We start from the raw sequence: 14,951 nt of genomic DNA, 5'->3' as shown, positions 1-14,951 counted from the left end.
ATGGAGATTGCCAAGGTCATCGTCGACGTGCCCGTGAAACAGACGGACCGGCCGTTCGATTATTTGGTGCCGGAATCCATGCGTGAATGGATCGAGATCGGCAGCAGGGTCGGGGTGCCTTTCGGGCACCGGACTGTGCAGGGCTTTGTGGTCGATTTGGTGCCGCGAACGGGGGAGGAGAACTTTAAGCTCAAACCCATTGCGGAGCTGCTTGACTTGGTTCCGCCTTTGTCCCCGGACCTGGTGGAGCTTGCGGAATGGATGAGCGAGCGATATGCCAGCAACCGGATTCTGTCGCTGCAGGTTATGGTGCCCACAGCACTGAAAGGAAAGGCCGAGCGGTACATCTCCATGGGGGAAGGGATCGACGGTCAAGCGAATGAACCAACCTCCGGGGAAGAGGTATTGTGGGCATGGGGCGAAGAATCCTCTTCCGAAAAGGTTCGGACGGACATCATCCGCTTCGTGCAGAACCGGGGCCAAGTGCCTTTACAGCAGCTGAGCCGAAAGTATCCCCATCACGCAGAGCTGATCAAAAATCTGCTGCGCACCGGCGTGCTGCTCGAAAGCCAGCTCATCAAGGATAAAATGGGTAAAAAAACATTGAAATCCGTTGCTCTCGCTGTGGATGCCGCAGCTGCGAAGGAAGCGATGGATTCGTTTCCGGCCAAGGCGCAGCGCCAGAAAGAAGTGCTGGGCTTTTTGCTGGAGATGCACGAGCTGCTGCCCATGCCGATGAAGGAATTGCTGTCCACGCTGCAGGTATCCGCTGCTACCGTCAAAGGGCTTGAGGAAAAAGGGCTGGTCGTGACCGAAGACGTCGAAGTATTCCGGGACCCTTACCAAGGGCGCAGATTCCGCGCTACCGAACCTCTTGCGCTGACTTCGGAGCAGCAAACGGTATACGAGAGTATCAGCGGCCGTTTGCGGGAACGACGCCATGGCGTTTTTTTGCTGCATGGCGTAACCGGCAGCGGCAAAACCGAAGTATATCTCCAGACGATTCAGCGCTGCATCGAACAGGATCGCCAGGCCATCGTGCTTGTACCCGAAATCGCGCTTACCCCTCAAATGGTGGAACGTTTCAAAGGGCGATTCGGCGACCAGGTTGCGGTGATGCATAGCCGCCTGTCCGGCGGCGAACGTTATGACGAGTGGCGGAAGATCCGTGAAGGCCGCGTCAAAGTGGCGATCGGCGCACGATCTGCCGTATTTGCCCCTTTTCGCAACCTGGGTCTCATCATTATGGACGAGGAACACGAAACCTCCTACAAGCAGGAGGAAACGCCGAAATACCATGCCCGCGACGTGGCTGTCAAACGAGGACAGCAGCATCAGGCCGTGGTCGTTCTCGGCTCGGCAACGCCATCGCTGGAAAGCTATTATGCGGCCCGTTCGCAAAGCAATGACGATTTCGCCCCTCTGTTGCTTGAAATGCACACCCGTGCGCTGGGCAACAATTTGCCTGACGTGCGGATCGTGGACATGCGTGAAGAATTAAAAGAAGGCAATCGCTCAATGTTCAGCCGTTCATTGCATAAGGCCATTGAGGAGCGATTGGAACGAGGCGAGCAGTCGGTGCTCCTGCTGAACCGCAGGGGGTACTCGACCTTTGTCATGTGCCGGAGCTGCGGTTATGTGGCCGGATGCCCCGAGTGCGATATTTCCTTGACCTACCACCAGCGCTCCAACAACCTGCGCTGCCATTACTGCGGTTATGCGGAAGCGGCGCCGGAAGTGTGTCCCGAATGCGGGAGCGAGCATATTCGCTATTTCGGAACCGGAACCCAACGGGTCGAAGAAGAACTGGCGAAGCTTTTCCCCGGCATTCGGGTCATTCGGATGGACGTGGATACAACGACGGAAAAAGGCGCTCACGAAAAGCTGCTGAAGCAGTTCCGGGAGAAAAAGGCGGACGTGCTGCTGGGCACGCAGATGGTTGCCAAAGGGCTCGATTTCCCCGACGTTACCCTGGTCGGCGTCATTACTGCCGATTCGGCGCTCAACCTGCCTGACTTCCGGGCAGCGGAGAAAACGTTCCAGCTGCTTACGCAGGTGGCCGGACGCGCAGGCCGGCATCAGCTGCCTGGCGAGGTGTTCGTGCAATCGTACACCCCTGAGCATTATTCCATCGGACATGCAAGCAGACATGACTATCTGTCCTTTGTACGCGAAGAGCTGCTGCACCGACGCAATTTGCAGTACCCGCCTTACTGCCGTTTGATTCTGGTCACATTCTCGCACGAGCAGCTGCCCGTGCTCATTCGTTTGGCGGAGAATTATGTGCGGATGCTCAAGGAACGTGCCCACGGCGCCGGTTGGTTGGGCAGCCTGGACCGATTCAGCAGCGAAGCGCTTGACGTGCTTGGACCGGTCGCCTCCCCGATCCCGCGCATCAAGAATAGATACAGATTCCAATGTATGATAAAATGGCGGGGGGATGTCGACGCCATCGGACTTGCACTGGCGACAGCGCGTCGCATGGACGATGATGTCCAGTCACAGAAGCTGCAGATCAGTCTGGATGTAGACCCGCAAATGTTGATGTAAGCTTTGCGCCATAAGGGCGGGAAGAAATTCGCTTGCGGGAATGGCCCGCAATGACAAAAAAAGCGGACGGAGACAAGCGGTCCAAACATAAATTAGATAACAACAGTTTGATATCCTGAAATTATGATAACCATTGGGAAGGTGCTTACAACATGTCGATTCGTATTATCGTGAAAGAACCGGATGAGGTGCTCCGCAAAAGAGCCAAAGAAGTCACAAAAATTACGCCAAATGTGCAAAAATTGCTGGACGATATGGCCGATACGATGTATGACGCCGAAGGCGTCGGACTTGCGGCGCCGCAGGTAGGAATTTTGAAACGCCTCATCGTCATCGATGCCGGGGACGAGCACGGATTGATCAAGATGATCAACCCGGAAATCGTCGCAAAAGAAGGCGAGCAGTTCGGACCGGAAGGATGTTTGAGCATTCCTGGCATTAATGGTGACGTTCGCCGCAGCGAAACGGTGACAGTTAAAGGCCTGGACCGCGAAGGCAACGAGTTGATCATTACGGGCAGCGGCTTGCTGGCCCGCGCATTCCAGCACGAGATTGATCACTTGGATGGCGTGCTCTTCACCGATATTGCCGAAAAGGTGTACGAAATTTCGGCGGATCAGAACGGACCTCGACGCAACTAAGGAGTGATCGATTTGAACATTGTATTTATGGGTACGCCCGAGTTCGCCGTTCCTTCGTTGGAAATGCTGCTGAACGAGGGATATAACGTCGTGGGTGTGGTGACGCAGCCCGACAAACCGCAGGGGCGGAAAAAGGTATTGACGCCCACTCCGGTGAAGGTGGCAGCCGAGCGTCACGGGCTGCCCGTATTCCAGCCGGTAAAATTGCGCGATCCGGAGTCCGTGGCCCGCTTGGCCGAATGGAAGCCGGATTTGATCGTGACGGCAGCGTTTGGGCAGATTTTGCCCAAAGCGGTATTGGACATGCCTGTTCGCGGCTGCGTGAACGTACACGGCTCCCTTTTGCCGAAATACCGCGGCGGTGCGCCGATCCAACGCTCCATTATCAATGGCGAGTCCGTAACCGGAGTTACGTTGATGTACATGGCCGAAGGTTTGGATACCGGTGACATGATTTCCCGCGTGGAAGTGCCGATTACGGATGAAGACACGTCCGGAACGATGTTTGCCAAGCTGAGCAAGGCCGGATCGGAACTGCTGCGCGAAGAAATGCCGCGTCTGATCGCAGGCGAAACGAAGGCTGTGCCGCAGGACGATGCACAGTCGACATACGCGCGCAATCTGACGCGCGAGGACGAAAAAATCGACTGGTCGCGCACGTCGCGCGAACTGTTCAATCAGGTGCGCGGTTTGGTGCCTTTTTCGGGCGCATTTTCCCTCTGGGACGAGCAGGTGTTCAAAGTGTGGGCGGTGGCCAAACCGGGCGAGCCGGGCGAAGTTTCGGTTTCCGGCAGCGAACAAGCCGAGCCTGGAACAGTGCTGCAAGCGAATGCAAACGGCATCGAGGTCCGCACCGGCGACGGTTCGATCTGGCTGACCGAAGTCCAGCCGGCAGGCAAAAAGGCGATGAAGGCGGCTGACTTTGCCCGCGGAGGCACGCTGAAGCCGGGAACGGTGCTGCGATGAGCGGCAATACATCGGGGCTGCAGCCGGGCGGTTCGCGCGACACGCGGCGTCCTGCTCCGGCTGGCCGGGGAGCCCAGGCCGATCGGCGGTCGGGGAAAGCCAAGGTTACCGCGCGTTCTCTTGCCGTCAGCGTGCTTAGCGCAGTGGAGCAGGAGGGAGCGTACAGCAACCTTGAGCTTAACCGCCGGCTGAACGAAGCCGGGCTTGGCGCGGCCGATGCGGGACTTGCGACCGAGTTGGTCTACGGAACGATTGCGCGGCGGAATACGCTTGATTATTTCTTGGAAAAATTCGTTGCCAAAGGACTGGCCAAGCTGCAGCCCTGGGTGCGCAGCCTGCTTCGGATCAGCGTATATCAGATCATGTATCTGGATCGCATTCCGGAGCATGCCGTTGTGAGCGAAGCGGTCAATTTGGCGAAAAAAATGGGGCACCAAGGCATCTCGGGCATGGTAAACGGCGTGCTGCGCAGCATGCTGCGCCAGCGCGACGAACTGCGCATTCCCGACCATTTGCCGGCCGCCGAACGGATCGCGCTGCAGCATTCCCACCCGCAATGGATGGTCGAACGCTGGATCAGCCAGTATGGCGAGGAAACGGCAGAAGCGATCTGCAAGGCCAACAATGAACCTCCGGCCGTCAGCGTGCGCGTGAACACAACGATGACGACGCGGGACAAGCTGATGCAGGAAATGGAAAGCGCGGGAGTCGAAGTGGAAGCTTCCAAGCTTAGCCCGGATGGCATCTTGGTTCGCAGCGGCGGAAATATGGCGCTAACGTCCTGGTATCGGGACGGCCTGTTGTCCGTGCAGGACGAAAGTTCCATGCTGGTGGCCGAAGCCGTCTCGCCGGAAGAAGGCCATGTCGTGCTGGACTGCTGCGCGGCACCGGGCGGCAAAACCGCTCATATGGCCGAAAAGATGAAAGATCGCGGCCGGATCGTAGCCAATGATCTGCATGCGCATAAACGCCGTTTGATCATGGAGCAGGCGGAACGTTTGGGACTGGGATGCATCGATGCGATCACCGGCAATGCACTTGACTTGGACGAAAGGTATCCGGCCGGGTCCTTTGACCGAATTTTGCTGGATGCACCTTGCTCTGGCCTGGGCGTGATCCGTCGCAAGCCGGATGTCAAATGGACCAAATCTCCCGCCGATATCGCCGATATCGCGGCATTGCAGAGCGAGCTGCTTGACCGGATTGCCCCGCTGCTTAAACCGGGCGGCATTCTGGTTTACAGCACGTGCACCATTGAGCCGGACGAGAACGAGCGCATGGTAGCAAACTTCCTGAACCGGCATCCCGAGTACCGTGCCGAGAACGCCGATTGGTCCGGAGCCGAGGCGACGAAGTGGAATACCCTTCGCGGCGGTGTTCAGATATTGCCGCAAGATGCGCACAGCGACGGCTTTTTCATCGCCAGGTTGAGACGTATCGCGGACTGAACCTCCGATCGTGCCAGCAATGATGTCCGCCTTAGGAGACTATGGCGGATTTTTTGCGTCAACACCGTCCATATGGCGCTGTTCAACGGCTTTTGCTCTATTTTTCTAACCAACGGACTTGCCCTGAACCTCCCTTAATGATAGGATGCGATAGTACAAGTCGGATGTGATCATGCATGAATCGCGGGTTGCCAGGGTATACATGGATGTATGGCGGTCTTTGTGATAGAATAGAAAGAATGAAAAGATAAAGAAGGAATAGGTGTTGACAACAAAATGAAACCTTTTATATACGATTACACCCTTGAAGAACTGCAGCAATGGGCTGTGGACAACGGGGAGCCAGCCTTCCGCGGCGGTCAGATTTTCGACTGGATCTACGTGAAGCGGGTGAATGACTTCAGCGAAATGACGAATCTGTCCAAGGCGCTGCGCGCCAAACTGGCCGATCAATTCGAGTTCGTTACGCTGAACGAAATTACCAAATTCGAGTCCAAGGACGGCACGGTAAAATTCCTCTTCGGCCTTCATGACAACCATGCCATCGAGACGGTGATCATGAAACATAACTACGGCAACAGCATCTGCGTCACAACGCAGGTGGGCTGCCGAATCGGTTGCACGTTCTGCGCATCCACGCTGGGGGGATTGAAACGGAACCTGACTGCAGGCGAAATCGTCGCTCAGGTTGTGCAGGCCCAGAAAATTTTGGACGAACGCGGTGAACGGGTCAGCAGCATCGTCATCATGGGTTCGGGCGAGCCGTTCGAAAACTATGATGCAACGATGACGTTCCTGCGCATCATGATCCACGAAAAAGGGCTGAATATCGGTCAGCGGCATATCACCGTATCCACGAGCGGCATCGTGCCGAATATTTATCGTTTTGCGGACGAGGATACCCAGATCAACCTGGCGATCTCCATCCATGCGCCGAACGATGCGCTCCGTTCCAAACTGATGCCGGTAAACCGTCGTTTTCCATTTGATGACGTGATGGAATCGCTTCGTTATTACCTGGCCAAAACCGGCCGCAGAATCACGTTTGAATATGCGCTGATCGGCGGCATGAACGATCAACCGGAGCATGCAATGGAACTGGCGAGCGTGCTGAAAACGATGCTGTGCCACGTCAATTTGATTCCGGTCAACCATGTGCCTGAGCGTAAATACGTGAGAACGTCCCGCAAGGACATTTTCAATTTTCAACGCATTCTTTCGGAGCAGGGCATTAACGTAACCATTCGCCGCGAACAGGGACATGATATTGCTGCCGCTTGCGGTCAGCTTCGTGCAAAGCATATGGAGTTGGGGTGAGAGCGTTTTGATCAAAACAGTTCATGCAAGCCATATCGGACGCGTGCGTTCCGTCAATGAAGACTCTGCCTGGATTCGCGACCTGGAAACGGGCTATATATTGGGCATTGTTGCCGATGGCATGGGCGGGCATCTTGCTGGCGACACGGCAAGCCGCCTTGCGGTGGAAACGTTGGTGGGCGACCTGAGATCGCTGGAACCGGGGCTGTCCCATGCATCCTTGTCCGCTGCGCTTAGCGATGCGATCCTCCATGCCAATGAGGTTATTTACAGTACGGCCTCCGCTAATGACAAATACCATAATATGGGCACAACGGTCGTTGCTGCCTTGTTGAACGATGCCGAAGGCGTCATTGGACATATCGGCGACAGCCGGGCTTACAAAATTTCCGGCCAACAAATGATCCAGCTGACCGAGGACCATACCCTCGTCAACGAGCTGTTCAAAAACGGTCAGATCAGCAAAGAGGACGTTACGCATCATCCCAGACGCAACGTGTTGACCCGGGCCCTCGGCACGGATGCCGAAGTGAAGGTCGACATGGATAACGTCAAGCTGGAAGAAGGGGAGGTCTTGCTGCTGTGCAGCGACGGACTCAGCAACTTGGTCAGCAATGAGCAGATCATTCGGGTTGCGGGCAATCTGGAGCTGCCGCTGGAAGAGCGAGCCGATCGTTTGCTGCAGCTGGCCCTTCTTGCTGGGGGAGACGACAATATCACCGTGGCCTTGTTTGAAATGCAGAAGGATTCCGCAGCAACGGAAACGGGGTGCGAATCATGATCGGGCACCAGCTAGGCGGACGCTATGAAATCATCGAACGTGTCGGCGGCGGCGGCATGGCTCTCGTATATAAAGCTCAGGATCTTCTGCTGAATCGGTTCGTGGCGATCAAGGTGCTTCGCCAGCAGTTTGTTCATGACGAAGAATTCATCCGCCGTTTCCGCAGGGAGGCGCAATCGGCGGCATCGCTTTCGCACCCGAACGTGGTCAGCATTTACGATGTCGGCCAAGAGGATGACGTCCACTACATCGTCATGGAGTATGTGGAAGGCAAAAACCTGAACGAAATCATCAAAGAACGGGCGCCCCTGCAGGTCGACGAGGCGGTGCGCATCGCTTCCCAGATTGCGGACGCTTTGGACCATGCGCATCATAACCAAATCATTCATCGAGACATTAAGCCGCACAACATTTTGATCGGCAGAAACGGCCGGGTAAAGGTCACCGATTTCGGCATCGCACGGGCTGTGACGTCCACAACGATCACGCAGACCGGTTCGGTGGTCGGTTCGGTCCATTATTTTTCGCCGGAGCATGCCAAAGGCATCGTTACCGGAGAGAAGTCGGACTTGTATTCGCTTGGCATCGTGCTGTATCAAATGCTGACTGGCCAGCTTCCGTTCCTGGGCGAAAGTCCGATCAGCGTTGCCCTGAAGCATCTTCAGGAAGAGTTTGATGAACCGCGCAAATTCAATCCGTTGATCCCGCAAAGCGTGGAAAACATCATTCTGAAATCGATGCGCAAAAATCCGCATGAGCGGTATCAGTCCGCCAGGGAAATGCAAGAGGACCTGGAAACCTGTCTTCTTCCCGAGCGGCGGAACGAAACCAAAATCGATTTTGCCGATGAGGACGATGCGGACCAGACCCGCGTTATGCCAGCCATTAAGCCTGAACCGAGAGGCGTGACCACGACGGGCGCAATGCCTACGATGGAACCAAAGGAAGAGGCCGGACAACATAAAAGCAAGTCCAAAGGCTGGAAAAAGCCGACATTGCTCATTTCGCTTACTGTTCTTATTCTGGCCGCAATGGTCGGTGTTGTCATTTATGTCAAAGGCATGCTGGTGGTTCCGGAAGTGACCGTTCCGAATGTCGTTAACCAGACGGAGGAAGCTGCGCGCCAAACGCTGCAGGATAAAGGGTTAGTCGTAAGCGATGAAGTGATCCGGATGTATCAAGAAGGCGTTGACCCGGGGATGGTTTATGCCCAGAGCCGTAATGAGGGGGAAATCGTCAAGGAAGGCACCGAGATTCAGCTGAGCGTCGGGGCGGAGAAGGAATCCGTCAAAATGATCGACGTGAAGAACATTCCGTACGACGAGGCCGTCAAAAGATTGACCAGCGAGCTGGGCATCAAGGAAAGCCAGATCAAGCGGGATAACGCATATTCAACCGAGGTGTCGTCAGGCAATGTCATTTCGCAGACGCCTGGCGTAAACGAGGATTTCGACCTCGAGGCCGGTGAAATTGTTCTAACCGTAAGCCAAGGTGTAGAAACGGTCAAAATGCCGGATCTGAAAAACAAAACCCGCAGCGAAGCGGAGGAGATGTTGAAAAACGCCGGACTAACGCTCGCCCAGGTGAAGGAAGAGCCGAGTTATACGGTTGACTCCGGCAAGGTAACCCAGCAGTGGCCTGTGGAAGCTGGCGGGGAAGTAAGTCCCGGCGACAAAATTACGATCTATGTCAGCACGGGATACCCGCCTGAAGCCTTAAGATACAATTTCAACATTATGGTCGCGCCAAAAGAAGAAGGCAAAACCAGCAAAATCCGGATTACGTTTGAGGATGCCCGCGGCAAGAGCCAAGAGTGGGGAACGCAATCCATTAACTCCACCCAGACGCTCAGCGTACCGCTAGTGCTGGCTCCGAATGAAAATGGGGCTGTCTCCGTTTACCGCGACGGCAAGTTCCTGGATACGTATCTCGTATCTTACGGGGAAGCCAAAAACGGAACGGTAAACGTGCCTTCGATCGAACCGGAGAACGTTACACCGCCGCCTGAAAAGCAGGAACCTGAAACGGGTGGCGAAAGTGGAGGCGGAGGCGGTGCCGAAGACGGAAGCGGAGGCATAGACGACGGCAGCGGAGCGGCGAATGAAGGAACCGAAGAGCCGTCCACGCCGGTAGATGGTGAAGAAGAAGGAGACGTAGAAGGAGAAGCCTCCGACACGTCGGCGATCAATAGCCATGGTAACAAGGAGAAAGGCAAGAAAAAGGAAGTTATTAACGCATCAGGCCGTCCGTAAGGACGGCTTATGCTGGCGTTTGGGGTCTATGCCATATCGCGCAGAACGAAAAGGAGGGCGACGGAGCTAATGCCGGAGGGTATCATTGTCAAAGCGCTAAGCGGTTATTACTATGTCATGCCACTGGAAGACGGAGGGGTGCCTTCGGTTGAAGGCTCCGCCGTTCAATGCAGAGCCAGGGGCGTGTTCAAGAAAAAGGGAATCTCCCCGCTCGTGGGCGATCGCGTGGATTACGTGCTGACCGAAAACGGCGAAGGAACCGTGGATCGGATCCATGCCCGTGAGACGGAGCTGATTCGTCCGCCTGTAGCCAACGTCAATTTGGCGGTACTGCTGTTTTCCGTCAAGGAGCCGGATATGAATCTGAACTTGCTGGACAAGTTTCTCGTTCATATCGAACAAGCGGGGCTGGATGCCCTGATCGTGCTGACCAAGCAGGATTTGGCCGATCCCGAGGCCGATGGCCGGGACACGGTTGCCGACGTGAAGGCCATGTATGGACAGATCGGTTATGAGGTCATTTCGACCAGTTCCCGAACGGGAGAGGGCAGCGAACTGCTCAAAGAGCGGCTGGCAGGTCGAATCAGCGTATTTTCGGGTCAGTCGGGCGTGGGCAAATCATCCATGCTGAATGCGCTGGTCCCGGGCCTTTCGTTGGAAACGAGTGAAATCAGCATGCGGCTTGGCCGGGGAAGGCATACGACGAGGCATGTGGAATTGATTCCGCTCCATAATGGCGGTTTTGTCGCCGATACGCCGGGGTTCAGCCAGCTGGATTTTCTCGAAATCGGGGTGGAGGAATTGTCCACCTGCTTCCGGGAATTCGCCCAGTATGCGGACGAATGTAAATTCCGCGGCTGTACCCATACCCATGAACCGGGCTGCCGAGTCATTGCAGCCAAAGAGGACGGGTCGATTGCAGAGAGCCGATACCGGCACTATGAACAGTTTTTAAACGAAATGAAAGAAAAGAAGCGGAGGTACTAACATGATTAAAATTGCTCCATCCATATTGTCAGCCGATTTTGCCAGTCTTGGCGCAGAAGTTGCCGCAGCCGAAGCAGCGGGAGGGGATTGGATTCATGTCGACGTCATGGACGGTCACTTCGTTCCCAACATTACGCTGGGACCAGCGATTGTCAAGGCGATTGCTCCGCATACCAGCCTGCCGCTGGACGTGCATCTGATGATTGAGAATCCCGAGCGTTACGTCGAGGAGTTTGCGAAAGCGGGAGCTGCAGTCATTACCGTGCATGCCGAAGCTTGCGTGCACCTGCACCGGGTCATTCACTTGATCAAGGAATACGGCATCAAGGCCGGCGTGGCCCTTAATCCGGGGACACCAGCCACGGCTATCCAGGAAGTGCTTGACGATGTGGATTTGGTTCTCGTAATGACCGTGAATCCCGGTTTTGGCGGACAAGCCTTTATTTCGGGCACCCTGAACAAAATCAAACAGATTCGTACCTGGCTGAATGAACGAGGCCGTCAAGACGTACATATCGAAGTGGACGGCGGCATTGCGGCCGATACGGCACCGCTTGTTGTGGAGGCAGGAGCAGACGTGCTGGTTGCCGGCAGCGCGGTATTCGGCCGTGAGGATCGCGCGGCTGCGATTGCGGATATCCGCCGTAGTTACGAGGGGTAAGGCATGAACCTCAGGGAAACGCTATGGACGATGGGGGCAAGCCTTGCAACCGGTTTGGTACTCGCGCTTTTTGCGGTCGTACAATCCCCGTTTAATGCCATCATGTCCTTGGTCGGGGTCGGCGTGGTCATCATGTATTTTCGCAAATTCGACCGGACCGGGCTGCGGGTTACCTTCGTCATTTTCAGCATTCTGTATTATTTGTTAAGTGTATTCATGATCGCCGTTTATCAATATGTTCCTCCCCAAGCATGACCGGTCCGTTATTCGGGCTTGTCACGGTGGAATAGGGACAACGCTTTTCGCATAAGTATGGTTACGTGAGCAGGTTTCTCATGTAGCCTTTTTTGTCGTAGAGGTTAATGGGCGGCAAGCAAGGCATGAAGCATAGGATAGGGCGGATGCATGAGCATGATAGGGAGGGTGAAGCATGAAATTTTACACATTCAAACTGCCGAAGTTTCTGGGAGGGTTTGTCAAGGCGATTCTTAATACGTTTCAGAAAAATTGAAGCATGTTTCAGACGAATACCGCCGCGGGCAGCAGTGAAAGGATTCGGGCTTGGACAGAGTCCCGGCAGCGCTGTGCGGCGGCTGTTTTCATGTTTTGGAACGATTTCGGCATACGAAAAAAGCACCTGCATGAGAACAAGGTGCTTTTTGCTATCCGATGTAAGGGTGCTATGCGTGAAATTATACGCGAGTCACTTTACCGGCTTTCAGTGCGCGGGTGCTTACGTATACACGTTTCGGTTTACCGTTCACGAGAATGCGTACTTTTTGAACGTTTACGCCCCAAGAACGACGGTTACGGTTGTTAGCGTGGGATACGTGGTTACCGGTGCCCGGTTTCTTACCTGTCACATAACATTTGCGAGACATAGATTACACCTCCTATCCATAATAACCAGTTGTCCAAGGGGAAGACTCGTGTCATTCCGAATGGACTAATTGTTCTTCCTGATCGAAAAGACCAGGCTCCAGTAGCTAATGGCGTTGTTCAAGCCGGCATGGCCGGATCATTTCCATTACTAAACCTGCATAAAACAATACTCGAATATAATATCATATTGAAAAAAGCTTCGTCAACTGATCCAAAAACTTTATTTATTTCTCATGTCTAATATAGTACAATGTTGAATAGTCCATAATATAGCGGTGAGGAGTCATTGCCGCGTAAAGCAGAGCAATATCGGCCTGGGGCCGACGTTCTTCCTGTTTGGCAATGCTGTGCACCGTGAACCCATCACTGGCACCAGTCTCCATGCGGCATTCATGCCGGCTCTCGATACCGGTGCATATCCGTATGCCCCGAGATGGGGGATGCGAGTTCACGGGCTTTCGGTGGCCTGGCCGCCCAGACCGTGATTCGGGACGACATCATGAAATTGTATGCCTGTGCCGGACAAGGTATGGACGAAGAATGGCGTGACGAGCGTCACGCATGAACAGACCAGAACACTTCTTGGTGCAAGATGTTCGTGTATCAAGCTAGGAAGGGGAATTCTCACTTGAGTATACGTTCTTTAAATGGAACAGATTTTACCGCAATGGTCCTTGCCGGAGCGGAACAACTTGGACAGCATGCAGAGCACGTCAATTCCCTGAATGTGTTCCCTGTGCCTGATGGCGACACGGGAACGAACATGAATTTGACAATGACCGCCGGCGTTGCCGAAATCAAACGCAAAAGTTCGGCTTCCATCGGCGAAGCAGCCGGGATTCTTTCGAAAGGGCTGCTGATGGGTGCAAGGGGCAATTCGGGCGTTATTCTGTCGCAGCTGTTTCGCGGCTTCAGCCGTGCAGCGGCTTCCCAGGATGAACTGAACACGCTTCAGTTTGCCGCAGCTCTCCAAAGCGGCGTGGATACGGCATACAAAGCCGTGGTCAAACCCGTCGAAGGAACCATTCTTACCGTAGCCAAAGAGGCAGCCAAGCATGCCACGTACTACGCTAGACGGACGAATGACGTAACGGAATTGATGAACGAAGTCTTATTAAAAGCAAAAGAGGCGTTGGCCAAAACTCCCGAATTGCTGCCTGTGCTTAAACAGGTCGGCGTCGTGGATTCTGGTGGCCAGGGGCTTGTATATATTTATGAGGGATTTATGGAAGCGCTGCGGCAAACCGATGGCAGCGGCTTTGTTTCCAAACCCGAGGCACCACAGACTGCCCCGGCGGCTCCGGTCAAATCCGTGCCAGCCGTTGAACCGGTTCACATGCCGGCGGCACAGCGGGTCATCGCTCCGGAAATGCCGTTGTCGGCTCAGGCTCGCCTGGATACGGAAGATATCGAATTCCTGTACGATATGGAATTTTTCATTAATCGCCAGCTGGGAGATCACGCCGGAACCGATTTCGATGACGAGGCATTCCGGAAAGCGTTGTCAGTCAATGGGGATTCTATTATCGTAATTGCCGATGACGAAGTCATTAAGGTCCATGTGCATTCCAAAACGCCAGGGGATGTGCTTAACCTAGCGCTTCGCTATGGCGAAATTACGCAAATTCACATCCTCAACATGCGGGAACAGCATCGTGAGCTGCTGACGGCAGGCATGGATATCGCTCCTTCGCCCGAGTTGTTTGCGGAGATCCCGCCGGAAGAGGTACGCAGCCCGGAAACGGCTGAACCTCCGGCAGTCGAAATGGCCCCATACGGATTTATTGCTGTCTCCTCCGGAGAGGGCATTGCCGATATCTTTCAAAGTCTTGGCGTGGACATCGTGCTGTCTGGCGGACAGACGATGAATCCGAGCACGGAGGACTTCGTCAATGCAGTGCGTTCCATCGCGGCTGAACAGGTATTCATTTTGCCAAACAACTCGAACATCGTGCTTGCGGCTGAGCAGGCCCGTGAATTGTTGGAAGGCGAACGCCGCATTACGGTCATTCCGAGCAAAACGATTCCGCAGGGAATGGCAGCAGCCTTTGCGTTCCAGGAGGACGAATCTCCGGAGACGAACCGCGAGCAGATGCTTGAAGCGATCGGCCGTGTTCAATCAGGACAGGTAACTCATGCTGTCCGGGATACCCAGTATGATGAGCTGGACATCAAGGCAGGGCACTATATCGCGATCCACAATTCCAAAATCGTGGCTGCGGACGAAAGTCTGCTTCAGGCTTGCGAAGGTCTGATGCAGCAGATGATGGATCACGGGGATGAAGTGGTTACCATCCTGGAAGGGGAGGAAGCCAATCCGGAAACTACCGCCGATCTGGTCGCGTGGATGGAAGAACGATACCCTGATGCAGAGATTGAGGTTCATCCCGGCGGACAGCCCGTGTACTATTATCTGTTCTCGGTAGAGGCATAACACTCGGCCCTACTGCGACGAGGAGGGAATCA

General features: G+C 54.7%; 14 protein-coding genes. 13 read left to right on the top strand and 1 reads right to left on the bottom strand.

Translation table 11 applies throughout. The features are described 5' to 3' along the window. The 11 genes from priA to spoVM all read left to right on the top strand — a co-directional run bounded on the left by priA (window position 1) and on the right by spoVM (window position 12,114). Window positions 1-2,550 carry a primosomal protein N' gene (priA, locus tag SNR34_RS21330; protein ID WP_236416424.1) on the top strand — a complete coding sequence of 850 codons (2,550 nt, stop codon included), beginning with the start codon at window positions 1-3 and terminating at the stop codon, window positions 2,548-2,550. Window positions 2,551-2,702: 152 nt separating this feature from the next. Continuing rightward, entirely contained in the window at window positions 2,703-3,191 is a 489-nt protein-coding gene (gene def, locus SNR34_RS21325) for a peptide deformylase (RefSeq protein ID WP_236416423.1), read from the top strand. A 12-nt stretch (window positions 3,192-3,203) separates the two neighbouring features. Beyond that, complete coding sequence (gene fmt / locus SNR34_RS21320) at window positions 3,204-4,157, top strand: methionyl-tRNA formyltransferase (RefSeq protein ID WP_339273470.1); 954 nt, start codon at window positions 3,204-3,206, stop codon at window positions 4,155-4,157. After that, complete coding sequence (rsmB, locus tag SNR34_RS21315) at window positions 4,154-5,605, top strand: 16S rRNA (cytosine(967)-C(5))-methyltransferase RsmB (RefSeq protein ID WP_486180137.1); 1,452 nt, start codon at window positions 4,154-4,156, stop codon at window positions 5,603-5,605. The genes fmt and rsmB overlap by 4 nt, the downstream gene beginning before the upstream one ends. A 276-nt stretch (window positions 5,606-5,881) precedes the next feature. Then, window positions 5,882-6,922 carry a dual-specificity RNA methyltransferase RlmN gene (gene rlmN, locus SNR34_RS21310; RefSeq protein WP_236416416.1) on the top strand — a complete coding sequence of 347 codons (1,041 nt, stop codon included), beginning with the start codon at window positions 5,882-5,884 and terminating at the stop codon, window positions 6,920-6,922. Between the two features lie 7 nt (window positions 6,923-6,929). Continuing rightward, a complete protein-coding gene (locus SNR34_RS21305; protein WP_236416415.1) occupies window positions 6,930-7,703 on the top strand; it encodes a Stp1/IreP family PP2C-type Ser/Thr phosphatase in 774 nt (257 codons plus the stop codon). After that, window positions 7,700-9,955 (top strand): Stk1 family PASTA domain-containing Ser/Thr kinase, encoded by a 2,256-nt coding sequence (gene pknB / locus SNR34_RS21300; protein ID WP_486182501.1) that lies wholly within the window; start codon window positions 7,700-7,702, stop codon window positions 9,953-9,955. The genes SNR34_RS21305 and pknB overlap by 4 nt, the downstream gene beginning before the upstream one ends. Window positions 9,956-10,024: 69 nt before the next feature. Next, window positions 10,025-10,942: a ribosome small subunit-dependent GTPase A gene (gene rsgA, locus SNR34_RS21295; protein ID WP_486180136.1), complete on the top strand. Its 918-nt coding sequence runs from the start codon at window positions 10,025-10,027 to the stop codon at window positions 10,940-10,942. A 1-nt stretch (window position 10,943) separates the two neighbouring features. Further along, on the top strand, window positions 10,944-11,603 hold the full coding sequence (rpe, locus tag SNR34_RS21290) for a ribulose-phosphate 3-epimerase (protein WP_486180135.1): 660 nt from the start codon (window positions 10,944-10,946) through the stop codon (window positions 11,601-11,603). Between the two features lie 3 nt (window positions 11,604-11,606). Further along, window positions 11,607-11,858, top strand: coding sequence for a hypothetical protein (locus SNR34_RS21285; RefSeq protein ID WP_236416411.1), 252 nt, complete (start codon window positions 11,607-11,609; stop codon window positions 11,856-11,858). A 175-nt stretch (window positions 11,859-12,033) separates the two neighbouring features. Next, entirely contained in the window at window positions 12,034-12,114 is an 81-nt protein-coding gene (spoVM, locus tag SNR34_RS21280; RefSeq protein WP_019424875.1) for a stage V sporulation protein SpoVM, read from the top strand. Between the two features lie 181 nt (window positions 12,115-12,295). Here spoVM and rpmB read toward each other — a convergent pair whose 3' ends face one another. Beyond that, window positions 12,296-12,484, bottom strand: a complete 189-nt coding sequence (gene rpmB, locus SNR34_RS21275; protein ID WP_024631107.1) for a 50S ribosomal protein L28 — start codon at window positions 12,482-12,484, stop codon at window positions 12,296-12,298. A 434-nt stretch (window positions 12,485-12,918) separates the two neighbouring features. Here rpmB and SNR34_RS21270 point away from each other — a divergent pair, with 434 nt between their 5' ends. Together SNR34_RS21270 and SNR34_RS21265 are read left to right on the top strand one after the other, a co-directional pair. Beyond that, window positions 12,919-13,050, top strand: a complete 132-nt coding sequence (locus SNR34_RS21270) for a hypothetical protein (protein ID WP_486180134.1) — start codon at window positions 12,919-12,921, stop codon at window positions 13,048-13,050. 63 nt (window positions 13,051-13,113) lie between these two features. After that, window positions 13,114-14,919: a DAK2 domain-containing protein gene (locus SNR34_RS21265; RefSeq protein WP_343261046.1), complete on the top strand. Its 1,806-nt coding sequence runs from the start codon at window positions 13,114-13,116 to the stop codon at window positions 14,917-14,919. Window positions 14,920-14,951 lie beyond the last annotated feature (32 nt).

Source organism: Paenibacillus sp. XP01 (assembly GCF_057364885.1).
This window is presented reverse-complemented; position numbering and strand designations above follow the sequence as displayed.